We start from the raw sequence: 19,861 nt of genomic DNA on the forward strand, positions 1-19,861 counted from the left end.
TCGGGTCGCGGGGGTCTCAGCCATCAAGGGTACTTCCCGGCCGCGCCCCCCGGCGCCTCCGGGGAGCCTTCCGGCGACCTGGGCGGGACCGCGTAGCCGGGCACGGACGGCCAGCGCACGGTGAGCACCACCGAGTCCTCATCGGCGCGCCAGGAGTGATCGACGCCGCGGCCCCACAGCACGTAGTCGCCGCGCCGCTCCAGCAGCACGCTCCGGCCGGGCAGCTCGACCCGGAACCGGCCGCTGATCAGCACGAGCAGCGCCGTGCGGGTCTCCCCCGTGGTCCACTCGGCCCGCACGTCACCGGCCGCGTGGACACCCCATTTGACCTCGACGTCCGCGCTGTGGCGGGGGTCGCCGCCGGGCCTGAAGTGTCCGAGCAGCCAGCCGGCGTCCTCGGCCGCGTCGAGGTAGGCGTTTCCCACGTGGACGGTCACGCCCGAGGACGCTAGCAGGGAAATCCCGTACGTACCGCCACGAGGTGATTACTCTAAGTGACATGTCTGAAGTGCGGTCGGTCGCCCACCGAGGCGACCTGTTCGATCAGCGAGTCCGCGAGCAGTGGGCCGGGCAGCTCGGCCGACGGCTCGACGTGCTGGTGGCCGGGTGCGCGCACGACGAGCTCCTGACCCTGGACCGGATCGACACCAGGATGACGGGCGTCGACGAGGACCTGCCGGCCATCAGGAGCGTGGTGGAGGAGCGGGCCGATCTGGAGCGGTGCATCCTCGGCGACCTGCGGTCGATGCCGGTGCCGCCCCGATCGGTTGACGTGGTCCAGGTGTCGTTCCTGCTGGAGCGGATCCAGCACGCGGAGCTGGTCCTCGACCGGCTGTTGCGGGCGCTGCGGCCGGGCGGGCTGCTGCTGCTGCGCATGCGCGACCGCGGGTCGGCGTACGGGCTGTGCGAGCGACTGACGCCGTCGTGGCTGCGCCGGCTGCTGTGGCGCCACCTGGCGCCTGAGGGCAGGCCGGGCCCGCTGCCCGCCGTGTACGAGCCGCTCACCTCGCACGACGGCATCCACGCCTTCTGTCTGAGCCGCGGCCTGATGATCATCGATGACCGCACGGCCACCAGCGGGCCGGCGCTCGGCCGGGCGGGCCGGGCGGCCGTCCGGCTGGCCGACCGGCTCACGAGGGGGCGCTACCCTTCGACACACGACGAGATCACCATGGTCATCAGGAAGCCGCAGAACCACTTCGCCCGGCTCATCTAGCGGCCCGCGCCGGTCGGCGACTAGACTCGTTCCCTATCAATTCAATCGGAATAGTTGGGATGGCGGATCGTGGAGTGGACCCCCGGCGCGCTGGAGCTGGCCGACCTGGAGCTGCTGCTGTCCGGAGCCTTCCACCCGCTGACGGGCTTCCTGGGCCACGACGACCTGCACGCCGTCCACGAGCGCGGCACGCTCGCCGACGGCACGCCCTGGCCCGCGCCCGTGACGCTGCGCCTGCCCGACGAGGCCGCCCCCGGTGACGAGGTCACGCTGCTCGACCCCGAAGGCGTGCCGCTGGCGGCGCTCACCGTGACCGAGCGCGGCCACGAGGGGCTGGCCGCGGGTCCGGTCAGGCCGCTCGGCGCCCCGGAGCACGGCCCGTTCGCCCGGCTGCACCGCACCCCCGCGCAGGTGCGCGAGGAGCTGGGCGGGCGCGCCGCGCTGGCCGTCACGATGCGGGGCCCGCTCGACGACCTCACCGAGATCACCGCCACGGCCAAGGAGCTCGACGCGGTGGTCCTGCTGCTCCCCCTCTCCTACGGCGAGTCCGGGCCGGCGGTGGTGCGGGCCGCGCTGCGGGCCAGGGAGCAGCTGCCCGCCGGCACCCTGGTCGTGCCCGTCCCCCTCGCCCCGCGCGAGGAGCCCGAGCTCGACCTGGAGCTGCGCGAGCACGTCGCGACCGCCTACGGCGCCGCCGAGCACCTGGCCGGGCCCGAACCGGTCAGCATCCCCGGCCCGCCCCACCGCAGGGGGCTGGTGGTCTTCTTCACCGGCCTGTCCGGGTCGGGCAAGTCGACCATCGCCCGCGGCCTGCGCGACGCGCTGCTGGAGCTCGGCACCCGCACCGTCACCCACCTCGACGGCGACGTGGTGCGCGCGCTGCTGTCGAAGGGCCTGACGTTCTCGAAGGCCGACCGCGACCTCAACATCCGGCGCATCGGCTTCGTCGCCGCCGAGACGGCCCGCCACGGCGGCCTGGCCATCTGCGCCCCCATCGCCCCCTACGCGGCCACCCGCGCCGAGGTGCGTGAGATGGTCGAGGCGGTCGGGGCGGACTTCCTCCTCGTGCACGTCGCCACGCCACTGCCGGAGTGCGAGCGACGCGATCGCAAGGGCCTGTACGCCAAGGCCCGCGCCGGGCTCATCCCCGAGTTCACCGGCATCTCCGACCCCTACGAGGAGCCGGACGACGCCGACCTGGTCATCGACACCACGCACATCTCGATCGAGGCGGCCGTCACCCAGGTGCTGGGCGCCCTCCGGAGCGGAGGCTGGGTTCGTTGATCGATCCTCCCCTGATCGTCGGCTCCTTCCTCGTGGCCATCGTCGTCGGCCTGACCGGCATGGGCGGCGGCGCGCTGATGACACCGATGATGATGCTGTTCTTCAACGTCCCGCCGCTCGCCGCGGTCTCCAGCGACCTGGTGGCCTCCGCCGTGATGAAGCCGGTCGGCAGCGTCGTGCACCTGCGCCGGGGCACGGTCGACCTGCGCCTCGTGGCCTGGCTGTGCGCCGGGTCGGTGCCCGCGGCGTTCTGCGGGGTGTTCGTGGCCCGCGCGTTCGCGGTGGGCGACGGCGTCAAGTACGCGCTCGGCGTGGCCCTGCTGCTGGCCGTGGCCGGGCTGGTCGCCAAGACGCTGATCGGCGGCAGGGCCGGCACGGCGGAGGCCGCCGACGTCGTCGTGCGCCCCATCCCTACCCTACTGGTCGGTACGGTAGGCGGTCTGATCGTCGGCGTCTCCTCGGTCGGGTCGGGCTCGCTCATCATCGTGGCGCTCATCGCGCTCTACCCCATGCTCAAGGCCAACCAGCTCGTCGGCACGGACCTCGTGCAGGCCGTACCGCTGGTGACCTCGGCGGCGCTGGGCCACCTGCTCTTCGGTGACTTCCAGCTCGACCTCACGCTGTCGCTGCTGCTCGGCGCGATCCCGGGCGTCTACCTCGGCGCCCGCGTCTCCTCCCGGGCGCCGGGCGGCCTCATCCGGGCGATGCTCGCGATCGTGCTGCTCGCCTCGGCGCTCAAGCTGCTCGACGTGGACAACGCGGTCACGCTGTGGATCCTGCTGGCCGCCGTGGCCGTCGCCGTCGCAGGCTGGCGCCGGCGGGTCAGGGCCGCGGCACGCCGGTCGAGCGAAAGCGCGGATCTCGCGCGAGCTCGCTGAACGCCCGGCGGGCCTCCGGCTCGGTGTCGAACCTGGTGTCCCCGCGCGGCGCGTGCGGCGAGTCGAAGTAGACCAGCGCCTTGATCTGCGGGTACGCGCCCATCCGGGCACGTACGGACTCGAAGAAGCGCCGCTTGAACGACCGGTCGCCGGGCCGCTCGAACACCCCCCACTCCGCCACCATGACGGGCTTGCCGGGGAAGTGGAGCTGCGTCCACCGGTAGAAGCCCGGCCACCGGGCGTACTCGGGCCGGGTCTTGTTGACCAGGCCGTCGAAGTCGCGGACCCGGCCGTCGGCGTAGGGGTCCATCGCCACCCAGTCGACCACGTCGTCGCCCGGGTACAGCTCGCCGAACCACGGCTTGGCCGCCCAGTTGGGCGCGCCCATGTACGTCATGACCGTGACGGCGTTGCGCACCCCCTTCTCCCGCAGCCGCAGCACCACGTGGCGGTACATGGCGGCGTAGTCGGCGGCCTGCATGCCGGAGCCCGGCCCGGGCACGACGTCGTTCTCCGGCTCGTGGTGGATGGTCAGGAAGAACCGCTCGGGGAACGTGCGGCGGAGGTGCGCGGCCAGGCGGTCGATGCGGCGGTCCACCGCGCCGTCGGAGATCTCCGCCCAGGTGTGCTCCATCGACGGTTTCCAGTTGACGAGCAGCAGCCTCGGCCCCCGCTTGTCACGGGCCAGCCGGATCTCCCGCTCCGTGGGGAACAGTTCCTTGCCCCGGTGGTAGACGTGCACGATGTCGGCCCGCGAGCCCATCCTCTCCTCGGCCCCGCGCAGCGCCTCGTCCACCGGCACGCCGGTGAAGATCTCCGGGGCCAGCCCCCACCAGGCCCCGCACGACGGGATGAGCCTGTCGGTGACCGTGCAGGCGGGCGCGCCGCTCGGCGCCACCTGGACGGGCCGGGCCTCGGGGGCCGCCCCGGTGCCCGAGGCCCGGCCCTCCCGCGGGGCCGCCGGCGGGTGCGCGGCACCGCCGCCCGAACACGCGGTGAGCGTGGCGAGCGTCAGCGCGGCCAGCGTCGCGGCCCTCTTCTGTGAAATGCCCGGTCGCAGCAAACCGTCCTACCCCCTTTTGGTCGAGGACCCCGTTCGTCAAACCTGAACCATGCCACGCCACTCCCCCGGCGGGGGCGCGTTCCCGCTGGTAGGAGCCCTGACCACACCCCCTCATTTGTCCAGAAATATCGCTATAAAGAGGAGCGGAATCGCAGCTCGCACGGCAGAAAATCTTCTGTATTCGGCCATGGCGAGATGCGCCCCGCCTATAGTGGGCGCACGCCTCGGCCGTGACGCTACGTCGCCATGTCGCGACGCCACGCACACACTCCAGGGAGCCACATGAGCCTGCCGCCGGACTCCCCGACCCGCCGGTCCGGCACCGATCTCGGGGAGCACCTGTCGCTGCTGCGCCGGCGCCGGCCGCTCTTCGCCGGGTTCGTCCTGGCCGGCGGCGCGGCCGGCCTGGCGGCGCAGTGGCTGACCCCGGCCGCCTACACCGCGACCACGCAGGTGCTGGTGGCGCCGCTCGGCGTCCAGGAGCAGAACAACCAGGTCACCGCCCGCCAACGCGAGCCGCTCAACCTCGACACCGAGGCGCAGGTGGCCCAGTCGGCCGTCGTCGCGGCGCGGGCCGCCAAGCTGCTCGACGCCGCCGTGCTGGAGCCGGCCGAGGTCACCGTGCCGCCCAACTCGGCCGTCCTGACGATCTCCGTCACCGCCGCGACCGCCACCGGGGCGGCCGCCCAGTCGCGCGCCTACGCCGAGGCCTACCTCGCCAACCGGGCCGCCGGCGCGCAGGCGGCGCTCGCGCTCCAGCAGCGGGCCATGCTCGCCAAGCTCCGGCAGGTCAACACCGGCCTCGACACGGTCACCGAGGAGCTCTCCCGGCTGCCTCGCGGGAGCGCCGAGCACACCCGGGCGCTGCACCGGCAGAGCGTGCTCATCCGGCAGGCCGCCAGCCTCACGCTGAAGTACGACGCGCTCAAGACCACCACGGTGACGCCGGGATCGGTCATCAGCGAGGCAGTCCCGCCGGAGCAGCCCAGCTCCCCCGGTCTGCCGCTCTACCTGGGCACGGGGCTCATGCTCGGACTGCTCGGCGGGACGGCCGCGGCCCGGCTCCGCGACCGGCTCGACACCCTGCTGCGCATGCCGGCCGATGTGGAGCGGCTCACCGGCCTGCCCGTCCTCGCCACGCTGACCGGTGACGGTGACGCGCGCACCCTGCATGACCTGGCCTCCGCCGTGATCGCGGCCTGCCCGGGCCGTCGGCTGCTGGTGACGGGCGTGCCCGCCGGGCACGGCGTCTCCCTGGTGGCGGGCGCGCTGGCGGTGCGCACCCCGCTGTCCGTCCTCGACGGCTCCGACGTCGGCGACCTGACCAGGGCCGACGCCGCCGTGCTGACGGCCGGGCTCGGCGTGGCCACCGCCGAGCAGGTCACCGCGGCTGCCCGCCGCCTGCGCAGGCACCACGTACCCGTCATCGGCGTGGTGGCCACGGCGGGCGAGCCGGCGCCCCCGGACCCCGCGCCGGCCCGCCGGCACACCCCGCTGGGCAAGCTCGTCGCCGGCCCCGACCGAGCCCCCGACCGAGCCCCCGAGCACGGCACCGAGCACGGCCCCGTGCGGGGCGCCGCTCGGGGCACTGACCACGGCACCGACCGGGACGCTCGGGTCACCCAGTGGGGCACCGGGCGGAGCACCGACCCCAACCTGGCGTCCGTCGCCGGCCGGTCCCGCCGGCCCCGCGGCACACCGTCGTGACCGGAGCCGCCTGGCCGGGCGCCGCGCAGGCCGTCGTGACCGCCCCCACCCGGCCGGACTCGCGGCGCTCCACCCTGACCGGGCCCGCCTGGCCGATCGCCGCGCTGCTCGTCGGCTACCCCGTGTGGTGGGCGCTCGGCTTCGGCGGGCTGTCGGTCATCCTGCTGGCCGTCCCGATGACGGTCATCCTGTGGCGACGCCGTCCCGTCCGGGTGCCGCACGGCTTCGGGCTGTGGCTGCTGCTGCTCGCCGGATACCTGCTGAGCGCCCTGATGCTGGCGGAGCTGCCGCCCGACACCTACGGCGAGCTGGGAGCGGGCCGGATCATCGGCTACGGCATGCGGCTGGCCCTGTACGTGTCGGTGCTCGTCGTGGTGCTCTACCTGGGCAACCTCACCGAGCGGGAGCTGCCGCAACTGCGGCTGGTACGGATGCTCGGCGCGCTGTTCGTCACCACCGTGGCGGGCGGGCTGCTGGGCGTGCTGGCGCCCGGCTTCTCGTTCACCTCGCCGGTGGAGACGCTGCTGCCCGAGTGGATCAGCGGCAACCCGTTCGTCCAGAACCTCATCCACCCCACCGCCGCGCAGACCCAGAAGGTGCTCGGCTACGCCTCGCCGCGCCCCGAGGCGCCCTTCGAGTGGGCGAACGCCTGGGGCAGCAACGTGTCGGTCCTGCTGGTCTGGTTCGTGGTCGGCTGGTGGGTGTACGGCGGGCGGCTGCGCAGGACCCTGGCCGTGGTGCTGCTCGGCCTGGCCGCCGTCCCCATCGTCTACTCGCTGAACCGGGGCCTGTGGATCGGCCTCGGCCTGGCCGCGCTCTACCTGGTCGTCCGGGTGGGCGGCAGGACCCGCGCGGCGGTGTGCGCGGCGGCCGCCACGGGGGCGCTGGTGTTCGTCCTCAGCCCGCTGTCGGCGCTGGTGGCGCAGCGGCTGGACAACCCCCATTCCAACGACATCCGTGCCTTCACCGTGTCGGCCACGATCAGGGCGGCCACCCACTCGCCGGTCATCGGGTTCGGCAACACCCGCAACGCGATGGGCAACCACCGCACGATCACCACTGGCAAGACGCCCTGGTGCGCTGACTGCGGCCACCCGCCGCTGGGCAGCGACGGGCAGCTCTGGCTGCTGATCATCACGCAGGGCTTCACCGGGGCCGTGCTGTACGTGGCGTTCTTCCTGGGCGCGATCCGCCGCCACCTGGCCGACCGCAGCCCGATCGGCCTGGCCGGCGTGCTGGTGATGGGCCTGGTGCTGCTCTACATGTTCGTCTACGACGGCATGGTCACGCCGCTCATCCTCTACCTCGTCTCCTTCGCCCTGCTGTGGAGGAACTCCCCGTGAACCGGAGGCGCTCCAGGTGAACGACGCGACGCTGCGGCTGCGCTACCTCGACGAGACCGTGCGGCTGCTCTACCCGGGCGCCGGGCCCGGCCTGCCGTACAGCGTGCTGCCGCACCCGCGGCTGCCGCGCCGGCTCGCGCCGCGCCGGTGGTGGCACCCCGGTCCCCGCGTGACGCTGCCGGCCGGCGGCTCGATCGCGACCCACCTCGGCGAGGTGTTCGGCACTCCGGTGCGGGCCGTCCTGCACGTGCGGCCCGCCCGGCGGGCCAACCGCAAGCCGGTCCTCGAGGCGTACGCGGGCGACGGCCTGCTGGCGTACGTCAAGATCGGTGTCACCGCGCGGGCCCGCGAGCTGGTCGCCAACGAGGCGCGGACGCTGGAGCGGCTGGCCGGGCGGGCGCTGAAGACGGTCGTCGCGCCCACCGTGCTGCACCACGGACGGTGGCGCGACCTGGCCGTGCTGGCCGTGTCGCCGCTGCCGGTGCCGCACCGGCTCTGCGCGCGGGGGGTGCCGGCCGCGCTGCTCGTCCAGGCGGTGCGGGAGATCGCGGCCACCGGAGACGACGAGGGCGACGCCTGGCACGGCGACCTGTCCCCGTGGAACGTCGCGCCCGGCGCCGACGGACGGCTGCTGGTGTGGGACTGGGAGCGGTACGCGGTCGGCGTGCCCCACGGGTTCGACGCCGTGCACCACTTCTTCCAGCGGGCGCTGCGCCGTATGGACCCGCCGACGGCCGCCCGGGCCTGCCTGGCGCAGGCAGTCCGGCTGCTCGCGCCGTACGGGGTGTCGGCGACGCAGGCGCGGCGCACGGCGCTGCTCTACCTGATCGCGCTCGCCGACCGGCACGCCGCCGACGGGCACAGCCCGCTCGGCCCGCCCGAGACCTGGCTCAACCCCCTCGTCGATCACCAGGAGCTGATCACGTGAACGTCGCCAAGCAGGCCGTGCTGTCGATGTCGCGCGGCGCCGGGAGGGCGACCGCGCTCGCGCGCGTGCTGCCGTCGTTCCTCATCGTCGGGGCGCAGCGGTGCGGCACCACCTCGCTGTACCGGGCGCTGTCGGCGCACCCGCTGCTGCTCAAGCCGGTCCGGCACAAGGGTGTCCACTACTTCGACGTCGCCTACGGGCGCGGCCTGCCCTGGTACCAGGGGCACTTCCCGTTGCGGGCGGCCGCCGCGCGCCTGGCCAGGAGGCACGGAACGGCGGCGCGCGCCTTCGAGTCGTCCCCCTACTACCTGTTCCATCCGCTGGCCGGGGAGCGCATCGCCGTCGACCTGCCCGGGGTGAAGCTGGTCGTGCTGGTCCGCGATCCGGTCGAACGGGCCTGCTCGGCCCACGCGCACGAGCTGGCCAGGGGGTTCGAGACGGAGGCGTGCTTCGAGCGGGCCGTGGACCTGGAGCCCGACCGGCTGACAGGGGCCGAGGAGAGCCTGCGCGCGGGGCCCGACGCGGTGCACCACGCGCACCGTCACCACGCCTATCTGGCCCGCGGCCGCTACGCCGACCAGCTCGACCGGCTGGAGCCGCTGTTCGGCCGGGAACGCATGCTGGTGCTCGACAGCCACGCCTTCTTCGCCGACCCGGAGCGGGTGTACGACCGGGTGCTGGAGTTCCTGGGGGTGCCTCACCTGGGGTATCCGGTGTTCGAGCGGCACAACGGGCGGGGACGGCCCGCGCCGCTGCCGTGCGCGGTGCGGCGGCGGCTGCGCGACGGGTTCGAGGCGGACGACCTGCGTCTGACGCGCTGGCTGGGCGGTGAGCCGTCGTGGCGGCGCTGACCCGCACGCCGGCGCGCGGGGCCGGGGTGGGGCGGGTGGCGCGGGGTGGCCTGGCCGGGGCGGGTGCGGCCGTGGTCACCGGGTTGGCGCAGTTCGCGCTGGTCATGGTGGTGACCCGGACGTTCGGCGTGGAGGCGGCGGGGGTGTTCGTGACCGCCACGGCGCTGGCCCTCATGGCGGCGGGGGTGGCGAAGCTGGACGCGGGGAACGGGCTGGTGTTCTTCATCGCCCGGGCCAGAATGTTCGGCTACCACGGCATATCCGGATATATCCGGGCAGGGCTGGTGCCGGGTCTGGTGGTCGCCACCGTCGCCGCGTCGGCCCTGTACCCGCACCTCGGCCTCCTCGCGGCGGCGCTCCCGGTGATGGTCGCCGCCGACGTGCTGCTCGCCGCCACGCGCGGGTTCGGCGCCATGCGGCCCACCGTGGTCCTCGACGGGATGCTGCTGCCCACCGCGCAGTTGCTGCTCGTGACGGCCGCCGCCTGGCTCCTGACCCCTGTGCCGCGGACCGCCTCGCCGCAGACCTGGCTGGGGCTGGCGTGGGCGGCGCCGTACGCGGTGGTGCTCGTCCTCGCCGCCGCGGCGCTGCGCGGCCGCGTGCCGCGCACGCCGTACCTGCCGGGGACCTGCCGCGACCTGTGGCGGCACACCGCGCCCAGGTCGCTGGCCGCGGCGATCCAGGCGGTGTTCCAGCGGCTGGACATCGTGATCGTGGCCGCGCTGGGCGGCCCGGCGCAGGCCGCCGTCTACACCGCCGCCACCCGCTTCAAGGTCGTGGGCCAGCTCGCGAACCAGGGGCTCGCCCAGGCGGCCCAACCGCGCCTGGTCCGCGCGCTCGCCGACGGCGAGCTGGAGCGGGCCCGCGAGCTGTACCAGGCGACGACGGTGTGGCTGGTGGTGACCGGCTGGCCGGCCTGGCTCGGGTACGCCCTGCTCGCGCCGTGGGTGCTGCGGCTGTTCGGGCCCGAGTACGTCGCCGGGGCGCCCGTGGCGCTGGTGCTCGCGGCCACGATGATGATCGCGACGGCCTGCGGCATGGTCGACGTCGTGCTGACCGCCGCCGGGCACACCAGGGCCAGCCTGGGCAACCTCGCCGTCGCCGTCGCCGCCACCGTCGCCCTCGACCTCGCGCTGATCCCGGCGCACGGCGCGCTGGGAGCGGCGCTCGGCTGGTCGGGCGGCATGCTGCTGAAGAACGGCCTGCCGCTCTGGCAGCTCCACCGCCGCTACGGCCTGCGCCCCTTCGGCCGCCACAGCCTGGCGGCGCTCCGCCTCCGCCCGTGGGCGGCGGCGTGACTCCCGCGACCCGGCGGCCGATCCTGGTGACGGGGCTGCCGAGGAGCGGCACGAGCTGGACCGGCAAGATGCTCGCCGCCGGTGGCGACGTGGTCTACGTCAACGAGCCGCTCAACCCGCAGCATCCGCCCGGCCGCTGCCCCGGCGTGCTGCGCGCCACCGTCACCCACCGCTTCCAGTACATCTGCGACGACAACGCCGCCGACTGGCTGCCCGCCTTCCGCGACACGGTCGCGCTGCGCTACCGGTTCCTGCCGGAACTACGCGCCAACCACTCGCCGTACGACCTGGGCCGCCTGCTCGTCCACGGCACGACGTTCACGCTGGGCCGGCTCGCCCGGCGGCGGGCCCTGCTCGACGACCCCTTCGCGGTGCTGTCGGCGGGCTGGTTCGCCGCCCGCCTCGGCTGCACGGTGATCGCCCTCGAACGCGACCCGGTGTCGTTCGTGGCGAGCTGGCAGCGGCTGGGCTGGACCGTCTACTTCCACGAGCTGCTCGAACAGCCCCTCCTCGTCCGCGACCACCCCGCCCTGCTCGACCTGCGCGCCCTCGTCGGCTCGCCGGACCGCGTGCTCAAGGCCGCCACGCTGTGGCGGGTCACGCACGAGATCCTCGCCCGCACCCCCGGCATCCACCTCGTCCGCTACGAGGACCTGGCGGCCGATCCGGTACGCGGCTTCCAGCGCCTGTACGGCCACGCCGGCCTGACGTGGTCGGCCGCCGCCGAACGGCGCGTCCGCCGGGCCTGCACGGGCCCGGCGGGCCGGGAGGAGGGATTCGCCTGGTCGGGACTGTCGCGGACGGCGTTCCGGCCGATGGACTCGCGCCAGGCCCTGGAACGGGCCGCACGCGGGCTGACACCCGCCGACGTGGAGCGGGTCCGCGCGCTCACCGCCACCGGAACCGTTCGGCCAGACAGCCCGTGAGCAGCCGGACCGCGAACGGCAGGTCGTCCACCAGGTAGCGGCGCGCCAACCGGCCCGGCTCGCTGCCCAGCCGGAACGCCCATTCCAGGCCCGCCTCCCGCATCCAGCCGGGCGCCCGGGGCACCGTGCCGGAGGCGAACGCGATCGCCGCCCCGCAGCCGACGAACCAGGCGTCCGGCATGCCGCGGCCGAGCGAGGCGATGAGCTGGTCCTGTCGCGGGAACCCGAGCCCGACGAACACCACCTTCGGCCGCGCCTGCGTCACCCGGCGCAGCACGCGCTCCCGCCCCGCGGCCGTCCGGTCGAACGCGGGCGGCGGCGACTCCACCCCGGCGACCTTCAGCAACGGAAAGACGCTCGTGAGCTCGCGGGCCGCGGCCACGGCCACCCCGGGCGGCCCGCCCAGCAGGTAGACCGGCCAGCCGCGACGCGCGGCGCGCTTGCTCAGCGACCAGATCAGGTCGGCGCCGGTGACCCGCTCGGGCAGGGGGCTGCCGAGCAGCCGCGACGCCCACACGAGCGGCATGCCGTCGGCGACGACGAGGTCGGCGGTGTTGATCAGCTCGCGCAGGGCCGGGTCCTTGGCGGCGGCACGGCAGATGTCGACGTTGGGGGTGACGATCCGGCCACCGCGGCCCGCGTCCAGCGCGGCGGCCACCCGCTCGACCGCCTCGGCCTCGGTCACCGGGTCCACCCCGATGCCCGTCATGACCACGCGCCCCGCCGGGATCAACCCGCCCGCGCCCCCACCCCGGACCACCGTGTCAGGCGCGCTCCCTCCGCTGCTCGTCGTGCCGGGCGCACGCCCGCTCGGGGCCGGCGTGAGCTGCGGGGAGGCTCTGCCGTCGCGGCCGGGCGACGGTCTCGCCGGATCCTGCGCCCACGACGGCCCGTCGGACGGCCGGACGCCGTACGAGGTGCCGGAACCGTCGGACGGGCGGGCCGCACGTGGGCTGCCGGAACCGTCGGACGGGCGGGCCGCACGTGGGCTGCCGGAACCGTCAGATGGGCGGGCCGCACGTGGGGTGCTGGGGCTGTCGGCGGGACGGACGACGCTGGAGACGTGCTGGACGGCGCCGAGGGCGTGCCGAGAGGCGTTCAGCCGCGCCCGGAAGGAGTCCGTGGCCGAGCCGGTGCCCGGGTCAGGGGCCGAACCTGTGGCGGCGACAGGCTCCCGAGTGGTGCCGGAACCTGGGGCGGAGTCCTCGGTGGACGCGGAGGCGGGGCCCGGGGGCGGGATGTCGGGTGGAGGGGTCAAATGCCGTGCCCCCGGCCGTGGAGGAGGGCGAGGACGGCGGGCGCGGGCACGAGGCCGGACGCCACCGCGAGGGCGATGGGGACGCGGGGCTCGGCGGCCCGCGCGGACAGGGCGCGCATCGCCCACCGCAGCGCCGCGCGCCGGCGGCCCAGGGCTGCGTGGTGGAAGGCGAGCTGGCCGTAGACGCGGGCGGCGCCGCGCCGGTCGGCGGCCAGGCGCGGGTGCCGGGCGAGCATCCATTCGAGCCCGGCGATGCGGTCGGCCCAGCGGGTGGCGTAGTGGGAGGCGCCCCAACGGACCCGGACGAGGGGCCGGTCGACGTGGGCGATGGGATGGCGCCGGGCGGCACGCAGCGCCAGGTCCCAGTCTTCGTTCTGGCCGCCGGGGGCGCTCTCGTCGACCAGCAGCGTGCCGCGCCGGAACAGGAACGTCGACGAGTGGACCATGACCATCCGCGACCGGACGAGGTCGTCCTCGGTGACCGTGGCGGCCCCGGCCAGGCGGGGCACCCGGCGCCCGCCGTAGTCCACCTCGATGCCGCAGCTCGCGAACTCGGCCCCGCCGCCGAGCGCGGCGACCTGGGCGGCGAGCTTGCCGGGCAGCCACGCGTCGTCGTCGTCGCAGAAGGCGACCAGGTCGGTGTCGCACGCGGCGATGCCGGTGTTGCGCGCCCCGGGCAGGCCGGGGGTCAGGCGGTTGGGCAGCACGCGGACGGGGTGGAAGCCGGCCAGTTGCCCGGCGACCGTCCTCGGGGTGACCCCGTCGGCGACGACGACGAGGTCGAGGCGGCCCGGATGGTCCTGGGCGAGGGCGGCGGCGACGGCGGTGCGCAGGTGGTGGGGCCGGTCGCCGCGCGTGGGGATCACCACGCCGACGGTCTGCCGCATGGGGCTCCTTCCGGGTGTCACGCCGTCACCCCGCGGTAGCCGTACCTGGACCGGAGCGGCCAGGTGAGGGCGGCGACCAGCCCGCGGTGCGGGCCGGACCGCCACGACTCGTCGAGCGCCAGCCCGACCGGGCCGACGGTGAACCGCATCGGGTTGCCGGAGGCGGTGTGGGCGGTGCCGAGGCAGGCGGTCGAGCCGGTGACGAAGGGCAGCTCGGCGGGCAGGCCGAGCCGGTGGGCGAGGACCGTCAGGGTGGTGCGCGGGTCGGTGACCAGGTCCTCGTAGCGCAGCCGGGTCACCTGGGCGCCGCGGCGGGCGAGCAGGTCGAGGGCGAGGTTCTGGGCGCTCCAGTGGAGGGCGGTGCGGGCCGGCCCCCAGCGGGTCATCGGGCGGCCGTCCTCGGGGCGGGCGACGGTCCGCCGCCAGGAGTGGGCGACGGCCCGCGGGTCGCGGACGACGTGCACCACGTGGACCGGGACCCCGCCGGCCGCCAGGCAGTGGGCGAGGGAGGCGTGCTTGCTGGAGTCGATCACGACGCGGGCGCCGGCCGTCGCGGCGGCCGCGTCGTAGACGCGGCGGTAGGCCAGCACGTACGCGGCCAGGTCGGGGTGCCGGATGCGCAGCACCCTGCGCGTGCGGTCGACGCGCCGGCGCAGGTCGAGCAGGCGGGTGGCCAGCGCCCCCGTCCAGCCGCCGAACGCCCGCTCCCCCACCTCGCGCCAGAACGGGCAGTCGGGGAACGGCTCGCCGCAGCCGCACGGCTCCGCGTCGAGCACGCCACGCGCCCACAGGTGGACCACCTCGCCGAGGGGGGCCACCCCGGGCAGCTCTCCCAGCAGCCTTTCGAGCAGCGTGGTGCCGCTCCGGCCAAGGCCGCCCAGGAAGACCACCCGGGCGGCTGTCGAGGGGTGAGTCACGGGGGAATGGGCTTTCACATCGTGGATACGTAACGTGATAACTCTAGCGCTCAGCGTAATCGTCCGGTCACCCGAACGCCAAAGGATCTACCTGAATGCCGACGGCCCCCGCCGGAAGGGCGGGGGCCGTCGGGCGCGCGACGCGTCAGTGCGCCTCGATGATCATGCCGGCGCCGACCGTGCTGTTGGTGGCCTCGTCCACGAGGATGAAGCCGCCGGTGAGCCGGTTGCGGGCGTAGTCGTCGACGAACAGCGGCTGGGTGACCCGGAGCGACACGCGGCCGATCTCGTTGAGGCCGAGCGACGTGGCCTCCTCGTCACGGTGCAGCGTGTTGACGTCCAGCCGGTAGTGCAGGTCGCGCACGAGGGCGCGGGCCGTGCGGGTGGTGTGCTTGATGGCCAGCTTGGAGCGCGGCGCGAGCTTGGCCCCGTCGTTCATCCAGCAGACCATGGCCTCCAGATCCTGCGCCACGTGCGGCTGGTTGTTGGGCCGGGCGATCATGTCGCCGCGGGAGATGTCGATGTCGTCCTCGAAGCGCAGCGTGACCGACATCGGAGGGAACGCCTCTTCCACCGGCCCGTCGAAGGTGTCGATGGAGGCGATCCGGGTGGCCAGGCCCGAGGGCAGGTGGACGACCTCGTCGCCGGGCTTCAGCACGCCGCCCGCGACCTGGCCGGCGTAGCCGCGGTAGTCGTGGAAGGCGTGGTCGGTGGCCTTCTGGGGGCGGATGACGTACTGGACCGGGAAGCGCACGTCGACCAGGTTGCGGTCGGAGGCGATGTGCACGTTCTCCAGGTGGTGCAGCAGCGACGAGCCGTTGTACCAGGGCATGTTCTCCGACCGGGACACCACGTTGTCGCCGTTGAGCGCGGAGATCGGGATGAAGGTCAGGTCGGCCACGTTGAGCTTGGAGGCGAACGCCGTGAACTCCTCGCGGATCTCCTCGAACCGTTCCTCGGAGTAGCCGACGAGGTCCATCTTGTTGACCGCGAGCACGAGGTGCGGCACCCGCAGCAGCGAGGTCAGGAACGCGTGGCGGCGCGACTGCTCCAGCACGCCCTTGCGCGCGTCGATCAGGATGATCGCCAGGTCGGCCGTGGAGGCGCCGGTGACCATGTTGCGGGTGTACTGGATGTGGCCGGGCGTGTCGGCGATGATGAACTTGCGCCGCGGCGTCGCGAAGTAGCGGTAGGCCACGTCGATGGTGATGCCCTGCTCCCGCTCGGCGCGCAGGCCGTCGGTCAGCAGCGACAGGTCGGTGTATTCGGTGCCGCGGTCGCGCGAGGTGCGCTCGACCGCCTCCAGCTGGTCCTCGAAGATCGCCTTGGAGTCGAAGAGCAGGCGCCCGATGAGGGTGGACTTGCCGTCGTCGACGCTTCCGGCCGTGGCGAAACGCAGAATGTCCATCGGTCTAGAAGTAGCCTTCCCGCTTGCGGTCCTCCATGGCGGCCTCCGAAGAGCGGTCGTCGGCCCGGGTGGCCCCCCGCTCGGTGATCCGGGTGGCCGCGATCTCCTCGATGATCTCCTCCACGGTGGCGGCCGTGGACTGAACGGCGCCGGTGCAGGTCATGTCGCCCACCGTGCGGTAGCGCACCACGGCCTCGAAGAGCGGCTCGTCGTCGCCACGCTGCACGACCTCGGAGTCGGGCAGCAGCATGCCGTCGCGCTCGAAGACCTTGCGGGTGTGGGAGAAGTAGATCGACGGGATCTCGATGGCCTCGCGCCGGATGTAGTCCCACACGTCCAGCTCGGTCCAGTTGGACAGCGGGAAGACCCTGATGTGCTCGCCCTTGCGGATGCGGGCGTTGTAGAGGTTCCACAGCTCGGGGCGCTGGTTCTTGGGGTCCCACTGGCCGAAGTCGTCGCGGAAGGAGAAGACCCGCTCCTTGGCGCGGGCCTTCTCCTCGTCGCGGCGGGCGCCGCCGAAGACCGCGTCGAACTCGTGCTCCTCGATCGCGTCGAGCAGCGTGGTGGTCTGCAGCCTGTTGCGGGAGGCGCGCCGGCCGGTCTCCTCGGCCACGCGGCCGGCGTCGATGGACTCCTGGACGCTGGCGACGATCAGGCGCGCGCCGAGCTCGGCGGCGCGCCGGTCGCGGAACTCGATGACCTCGTCGAAGTTGTGGCCGGTGTCGACGTGCATCAGCGGGAACGGGATCGCCGCCGGCCAGAAGGCCTTCTCGGCGATGCGCAGCATGACGATGGAGTCCTTGCCGCCGGAGAAGAGCAGACACGGGCGCTCGAACTCCGCGGCCACCTCGCGCATGATGTGAATGGCTTCGGCTTCGAGCACGTCGAGCTGCGACGTCGTGTAGTCGCGCTGGAGCATGGGAGCTTCCTCCGGCGTTGGAGCGGTGCGGGTCGGTCGGCGGTCAGGTCAGCGGTGCAGGTCGCGAATCCCGGCCAGCAAGGTAGTCGCCAAGTCGGGTAGGGAAACCAGGATATCCGGTAGTGAGGGGTCCGCCTGGTTATAGGTCAGCGCCGCGCCGTCGATCCTGCTCGCGTGGGCCCCCGCGGCCTGCGCGACGGCCACCGGAGCGGCCGAGTCCCACTCGTACTGGCCGCCCGCGTGGACGTAGGCCTCCACGTCGCCGGTGAGCACCGCCGAGATCTTCGCGCCGGCCGAGCCGATGGGCACCAGATCGGCGCCGACGAGACGGGCCAGGTTGCGCACGAACTCCGGCGGCCGGGTGCGGCTCACCGCGATGCGGAACCTGCCGCCCTCGTAGGCGGGCAGCTTGGGCGGCTCCGCCGTGCCGAGGGTGCGGCCCTGCGCCGGCAGCGCCACCGCTCCGGCGGTCAGCTTCCCGTGCTCCCACAGGGCGACGTGGACGGCCCAGTCGGACCTGCCCTCCTCGGAGAACTCGCGCGTGCCGTCGAGCGGGTCGACGATCCACACCCGGTCGGCCTGGAGCCGGCGCGGGTCGAGGCGCTCCTCGCGGGTGGCCTCCTCCGACAGCACCCGGTCGCTCGGCCGCTGCCGCGCCAGGGCGTCCATGAGGAAGAGGTGGGACTCGCGGTCGCCGGCGGCGCGCAGCGCGGCCGGATCGGCGAAACCCTCCCGCGCGCGTACGGCCAGCAGCCGCTCCCCGGCCTCGGTCGCCAGGTCGGCGGCGAGTGAGTGGTCGTCGCGAATCGTCATCAGTATGCTCCTTGCCCGCGGGCGACAGCCGACCAAGTCTTCCACAGGATCTGGAGGTCGAGCGTGAGGGACCAGTTCTCCACGTAACGCAGGTCCAGCCGCACGGATTCCTCCCACGACAGGTCGGATCTGCCGCTGACCTGCCACAGCCCGGTCAGGCCGGGCCTGACGAGCAGTCTCCTGCGTACGTCGTCGCCGTAGCGGGCGACCTCCTCGGGCAGCGGCGGGCGGGGGCCCACCAGCGACATGTGGCCGAGGACCACGTTGATGAGCTGGGGCAGCTCGTCGAGCGAGTGGCGCCGCATGAACGCCCCCAGCGGGGTGACCCGCGGATCGTTGCGGACCTTGAACAGCACCCCGTCACCGTCGCTGACCAGGGTGATCTTCGCCTCCTCGGAGCCGCGCCGCATGGTGCGGAACTTCACGATCGTGAACAGCGCGCCGCCCTTGCCGACCCGCGTCTGCCGGAACAGCGCGGGTCCGGGGCTGGTGACGCGCACCGCGACGGCCAGGGTCACGAGCAGGGGCGACAGCAGCACCAGCAGCGCGGCGGCCACCACCCGGTCGAAGACGTTCTTGACGAGCTGCCGGGCGCCGGTCAGCTCGGGGTGCTCGACGTGCAGCAGCGGCAGCCCGGCGGCGGGCCTGATGGTGGTGCGCGGCCCGGCCACCTCCATCAGGGCGGGGGCGACGACCAGCTCGGTGTCGGTGCGCTCCAGCCGCCAGGCCAGCCGCCGCAGCGCCACGCCGTCCATCTCGGGGCAGGCGAGCACGGCGACGGTGTCGGCGCCGGTCTGGCCGACCACCAGGGGCACGTCGCAGAAGTCACCCGCGACCGGCACCCCGGCGATCGTCTCGCCGGGCGCGTCGCCGGGCAGGCAGGCGGCGACGATCTCCATGCCGTGGTGGCGTTCCCTGCGGAACAGGTGGACCAGCTCGGAGATCGAGGCGGCGTGGCCCACGGCCACCACCCGCCGCATGCAGGCCCCGGCGGCGCGCCGCCGGTGCAGCGAGCGGCGTAGGCCGTACCTGAGGAGGAGGGTGAGCAGGGTGACCAGCGGCAGGGCGAGCACCACGTAGCCGCGGGCGACGTCGGTCTTGCTCACGTACGAGCCGATGGCGGTGACGGCGGTCAGCGCCACGCCGCACTGCAGGACGCGGCGGAACTCGTCGGACCCGATGCCGATCATGCGCGGCTCGTAGGCCCGGTTGAGCGCCACCGCGCAGATCCACACCCACGGCAGCGCCGCGCTGACCAGCAGGTAGGGCGCCGCGTACGCGGTGAGGTCGCCGAACCTGAGCAGGAAGGCCGCCGCGGCCCCCGCCCCGGCCGCCAGGAAGTCGGACACCACGGCCCGCGCGCGGTAGGCCCGCACCCAGACCGGCAGGCGCGGACCGGCCCGCAAGGCGGGGTCCGGCCCGGAGCCGACGACGGTCATCAGCACTTCGCCGTCGTTCAACGCACGCCTCCACGTGACCGGATATCAGCAGACAGTCACCAGATCGTAGCGTTGCGCAGTGGCGGAGAGGCTCGAACGAACCTATGCGGGGATCAGCGAGGAGGGCCGGAAATCTTAAGGTCTGCCCGGTGGTATTCGTTCTGGGTGGCTTCGAGGCCGTGCTGGGTCAGCGATTCGACTACGTCGGCGGCCCGGTCCACGAGGAACGGCAGGTCCTTGCGTTCGGCGGTGGCGAAGTCGCGCAGCACGAACGCGGCCGGGTCCATGCGGCCGGGCGGGCGGCCGATGCCGAAGCGGACGCGCAGGTAGTCGCGGGTGCCGAGCGACTTGGTGATCGACTTGAGCCCGTTGTGGCCGTTGTCGCCGCCGCCCAGCTTGGCGCGCAACGCGCCGTAGGGCACGTCGAGCTCGTCGTGGACGACGATCAGCCGGTCGGGGCCGATCTTGTAGAAGTCGGACAGCGCCTTGACCGGGCCGCCCGACAGGTTCATGTAGGTGAGCGGCTTGGCCAGCACCGCGGCGCGGGTCTCCAGCACCTCGGCGCGGCTCTTGTGCGCCTTGAACCGCCCCCCGGCCCGCGCGGCGAGCTCGTCGAGCGTCATGAAACCGGCGTTGTGCCGGTTGCCCGCGTATTCGGCACCCGGATTGCCCAACCCGACGATGAGCCAGCGGTCCATGTGTTCCCCTCGGACGGGAACGGGGCAG

Annotated in this window: 19 protein-coding genes; 9 read left to right on the forward strand and 10 right to left on the reverse strand. The window is 73.8% G+C overall.

Annotation, left to right across the window (positions count from 1 at the left end):
• Positions 1–23: 23 nt before the first annotated feature.
• Positions 24–437, reverse strand: coding sequence for a signal peptidase I (locus ACGF0J_RS18075; protein ID WP_393147047.1), 414 nt, complete (start codon positions 435–437; stop codon positions 24–26).
• 62 nt (positions 438–499) lie between these two features.
• Here ACGF0J_RS18075 and ACGF0J_RS18080 point away from each other — a divergent pair, with 62 nt between their 5' ends.
• The 3 genes from ACGF0J_RS18080 to ACGF0J_RS18090 are packed head-to-tail and all read left to right on the forward strand — an operon-like array spanning position 500 to position 3,378.
• On the forward strand, positions 500–1,216 hold the full coding sequence (locus tag ACGF0J_RS18080) for a methyltransferase domain-containing protein (RefSeq protein WP_393147049.1): 717 nt from the start codon (positions 500–502) through the stop codon (positions 1,214–1,216).
• Between the two features lie 54 nt (positions 1,217–1,270).
• Complete coding sequence (gene cysC, locus ACGF0J_RS18085) at positions 1,271–2,500, forward strand: adenylyl-sulfate kinase (protein ID WP_393147051.1); 1,230 nt, start codon at positions 1,271–1,273, stop codon at positions 2,498–2,500.
• Positions 2,497–3,378, forward strand: coding sequence for a sulfite exporter TauE/SafE family protein (locus ACGF0J_RS18090; protein ID WP_393147053.1), 882 nt, complete (start codon positions 2,497–2,499; stop codon positions 3,376–3,378). Before cysC ends, ACGF0J_RS18090 begins: the two co-directional genes overlap by 4 nt.
• On the opposite strand, the gene ACGF0J_RS18095 is transcribed toward ACGF0J_RS18090, so the two are convergent.
• On the reverse strand, positions 3,323–4,441 hold the full coding sequence (locus ACGF0J_RS18095) for a glycoside hydrolase family 26 protein (protein ID WP_393147055.1): 1,119 nt from the start codon (positions 4,439–4,441) through the stop codon (positions 3,323–3,325). The two genes, ACGF0J_RS18090 and ACGF0J_RS18095, sit on opposite strands and share 56 nt — an antisense overlap.
• A gap of 282 nt (positions 4,442–4,723) precedes the next feature.
• On the opposite strand from ACGF0J_RS18095, the gene ACGF0J_RS18100 reads away from it, so the two are divergent.
• Genes ACGF0J_RS18100 through ACGF0J_RS18125 form a run of 6 tightly spaced genes read left to right on the forward strand, consistent with a single transcriptional unit; the run spans position 4,724 to position 11,494 of the window.
• Positions 4,724–6,148, forward strand: coding sequence for a Wzz/FepE/Etk N-terminal domain-containing protein (locus ACGF0J_RS18100; protein WP_393147057.1), 1,425 nt, complete (start codon positions 4,724–4,726; stop codon positions 6,146–6,148).
• Positions 6,145–7,491 (forward strand): hypothetical protein, encoded by a 1,347-nt coding sequence (locus ACGF0J_RS18105; RefSeq protein WP_393147059.1) that lies wholly within the window; start codon positions 6,145–6,147, stop codon positions 7,489–7,491. Before ACGF0J_RS18100 ends, ACGF0J_RS18105 begins: the two co-directional genes overlap by 4 nt.
• 16 nt (positions 7,492–7,507) lie before the next feature.
• A complete protein-coding gene (locus ACGF0J_RS18110) occupies positions 7,508–8,419 on the forward strand; it encodes a hypothetical protein (RefSeq protein WP_393147061.1) in 912 nt (303 codons plus the stop codon).
• 26 nt (positions 8,420–8,445) lie between these two features.
• Positions 8,446–9,270: a sulfotransferase domain-containing protein gene (locus ACGF0J_RS18115; protein ID WP_393147331.1), complete on the forward strand. Its 825-nt coding sequence runs from the start codon at positions 8,446–8,448 to the stop codon at positions 9,268–9,270.
• Positions 9,258–10,568, forward strand: a complete 1,311-nt coding sequence (locus ACGF0J_RS18120; protein WP_393147062.1) for a lipopolysaccharide biosynthesis protein — start codon at positions 9,258–9,260, stop codon at positions 10,566–10,568. The genes ACGF0J_RS18115 and ACGF0J_RS18120 overlap by 13 nt, the downstream gene beginning before the upstream one ends.
• Complete coding sequence (locus tag ACGF0J_RS18125; RefSeq protein WP_393147064.1) at positions 10,565–11,494, forward strand: sulfotransferase; 930 nt, start codon at positions 10,565–10,567, stop codon at positions 11,492–11,494. Before ACGF0J_RS18120 ends, ACGF0J_RS18125 begins: the two co-directional genes overlap by 4 nt.
• On the opposite strand, the gene ACGF0J_RS18130 is transcribed toward ACGF0J_RS18125, so the two are convergent.
• The 8 genes from ACGF0J_RS18130 to pth form a co-directional block, all read right to left on the reverse strand.
• The gene (locus ACGF0J_RS18130) at positions 11,457–12,203 is read right to left on the reverse strand and encodes a WecB/TagA/CpsF family glycosyltransferase (RefSeq protein WP_393147066.1); all 747 of its coding nucleotides are present in this window, start codon (positions 12,201–12,203) and stop codon (positions 11,457–11,459) included. The genes ACGF0J_RS18125 and ACGF0J_RS18130 overlap by 38 nt on opposite strands.
• 545 nt (positions 12,204–12,748) lie before the next feature.
• Entirely contained in the window at positions 12,749–13,639 is an 891-nt protein-coding gene (locus ACGF0J_RS18135; RefSeq protein ID WP_393147068.1) for a glycosyltransferase family 2 protein, read from the reverse strand.
• A 17-nt stretch (positions 13,640–13,656) separates the two neighbouring features.
• Positions 13,657–14,556 carry a sulfotransferase gene (locus ACGF0J_RS18140; protein WP_393147070.1) on the reverse strand — a complete coding sequence of 300 codons (900 nt, stop codon included), beginning with the start codon at positions 14,554–14,556 and terminating at the stop codon, positions 13,657–13,659.
• A gap of 145 nt (positions 14,557–14,701) precedes the next feature.
• Positions 14,702–15,964 carry a sulfate adenylyltransferase subunit CysN gene (gene cysN, locus ACGF0J_RS18145; RefSeq protein ID WP_393147072.1) on the reverse strand — a complete coding sequence of 421 codons (1,263 nt, stop codon included), beginning with the start codon at positions 15,962–15,964 and terminating at the stop codon, positions 14,702–14,704.
• Between the two features lie 4 nt (positions 15,965–15,968).
• Positions 15,969–16,883, reverse strand: a complete 915-nt coding sequence (cysD, locus tag ACGF0J_RS18150; protein ID WP_393147074.1) for a sulfate adenylyltransferase subunit CysD — start codon at positions 16,881–16,883, stop codon at positions 15,969–15,971.
• 48 nt (positions 16,884–16,931) lie between these two features.
• Positions 16,932–17,696 carry a 3'(2'),5'-bisphosphate nucleotidase CysQ gene (locus tag ACGF0J_RS18155; protein WP_393147076.1) on the reverse strand — a complete coding sequence of 255 codons (765 nt, stop codon included), beginning with the start codon at positions 17,694–17,696 and terminating at the stop codon, positions 16,932–16,934.
• Positions 17,696–19,135, reverse strand: coding sequence for a sugar transferase (locus tag ACGF0J_RS18160; RefSeq protein ID WP_393147333.1), 1,440 nt, complete (start codon positions 19,133–19,135; stop codon positions 17,696–17,698). Before ACGF0J_RS18160 ends, ACGF0J_RS18155 begins: the two co-directional genes overlap by 1 nt.
• A 113-nt stretch (positions 19,136–19,248) precedes the next feature.
• The gene (gene pth / locus ACGF0J_RS18165; RefSeq protein WP_393147078.1) at positions 19,249–19,833 is read right to left on the reverse strand and encodes an aminoacyl-tRNA hydrolase; all 585 of its coding nucleotides are present in this window, start codon (positions 19,831–19,833) and stop codon (positions 19,249–19,251) included.
• Positions 19,834–19,861 lie beyond the last annotated feature (28 nt).

Source organism: Nonomuraea sp. NPDC047897 (assembly GCF_043204415.1).
Lineage (GTDB): Bacteria > Actinomycetota > Actinomycetes > Streptosporangiales > Streptosporangiaceae > Nonomuraea.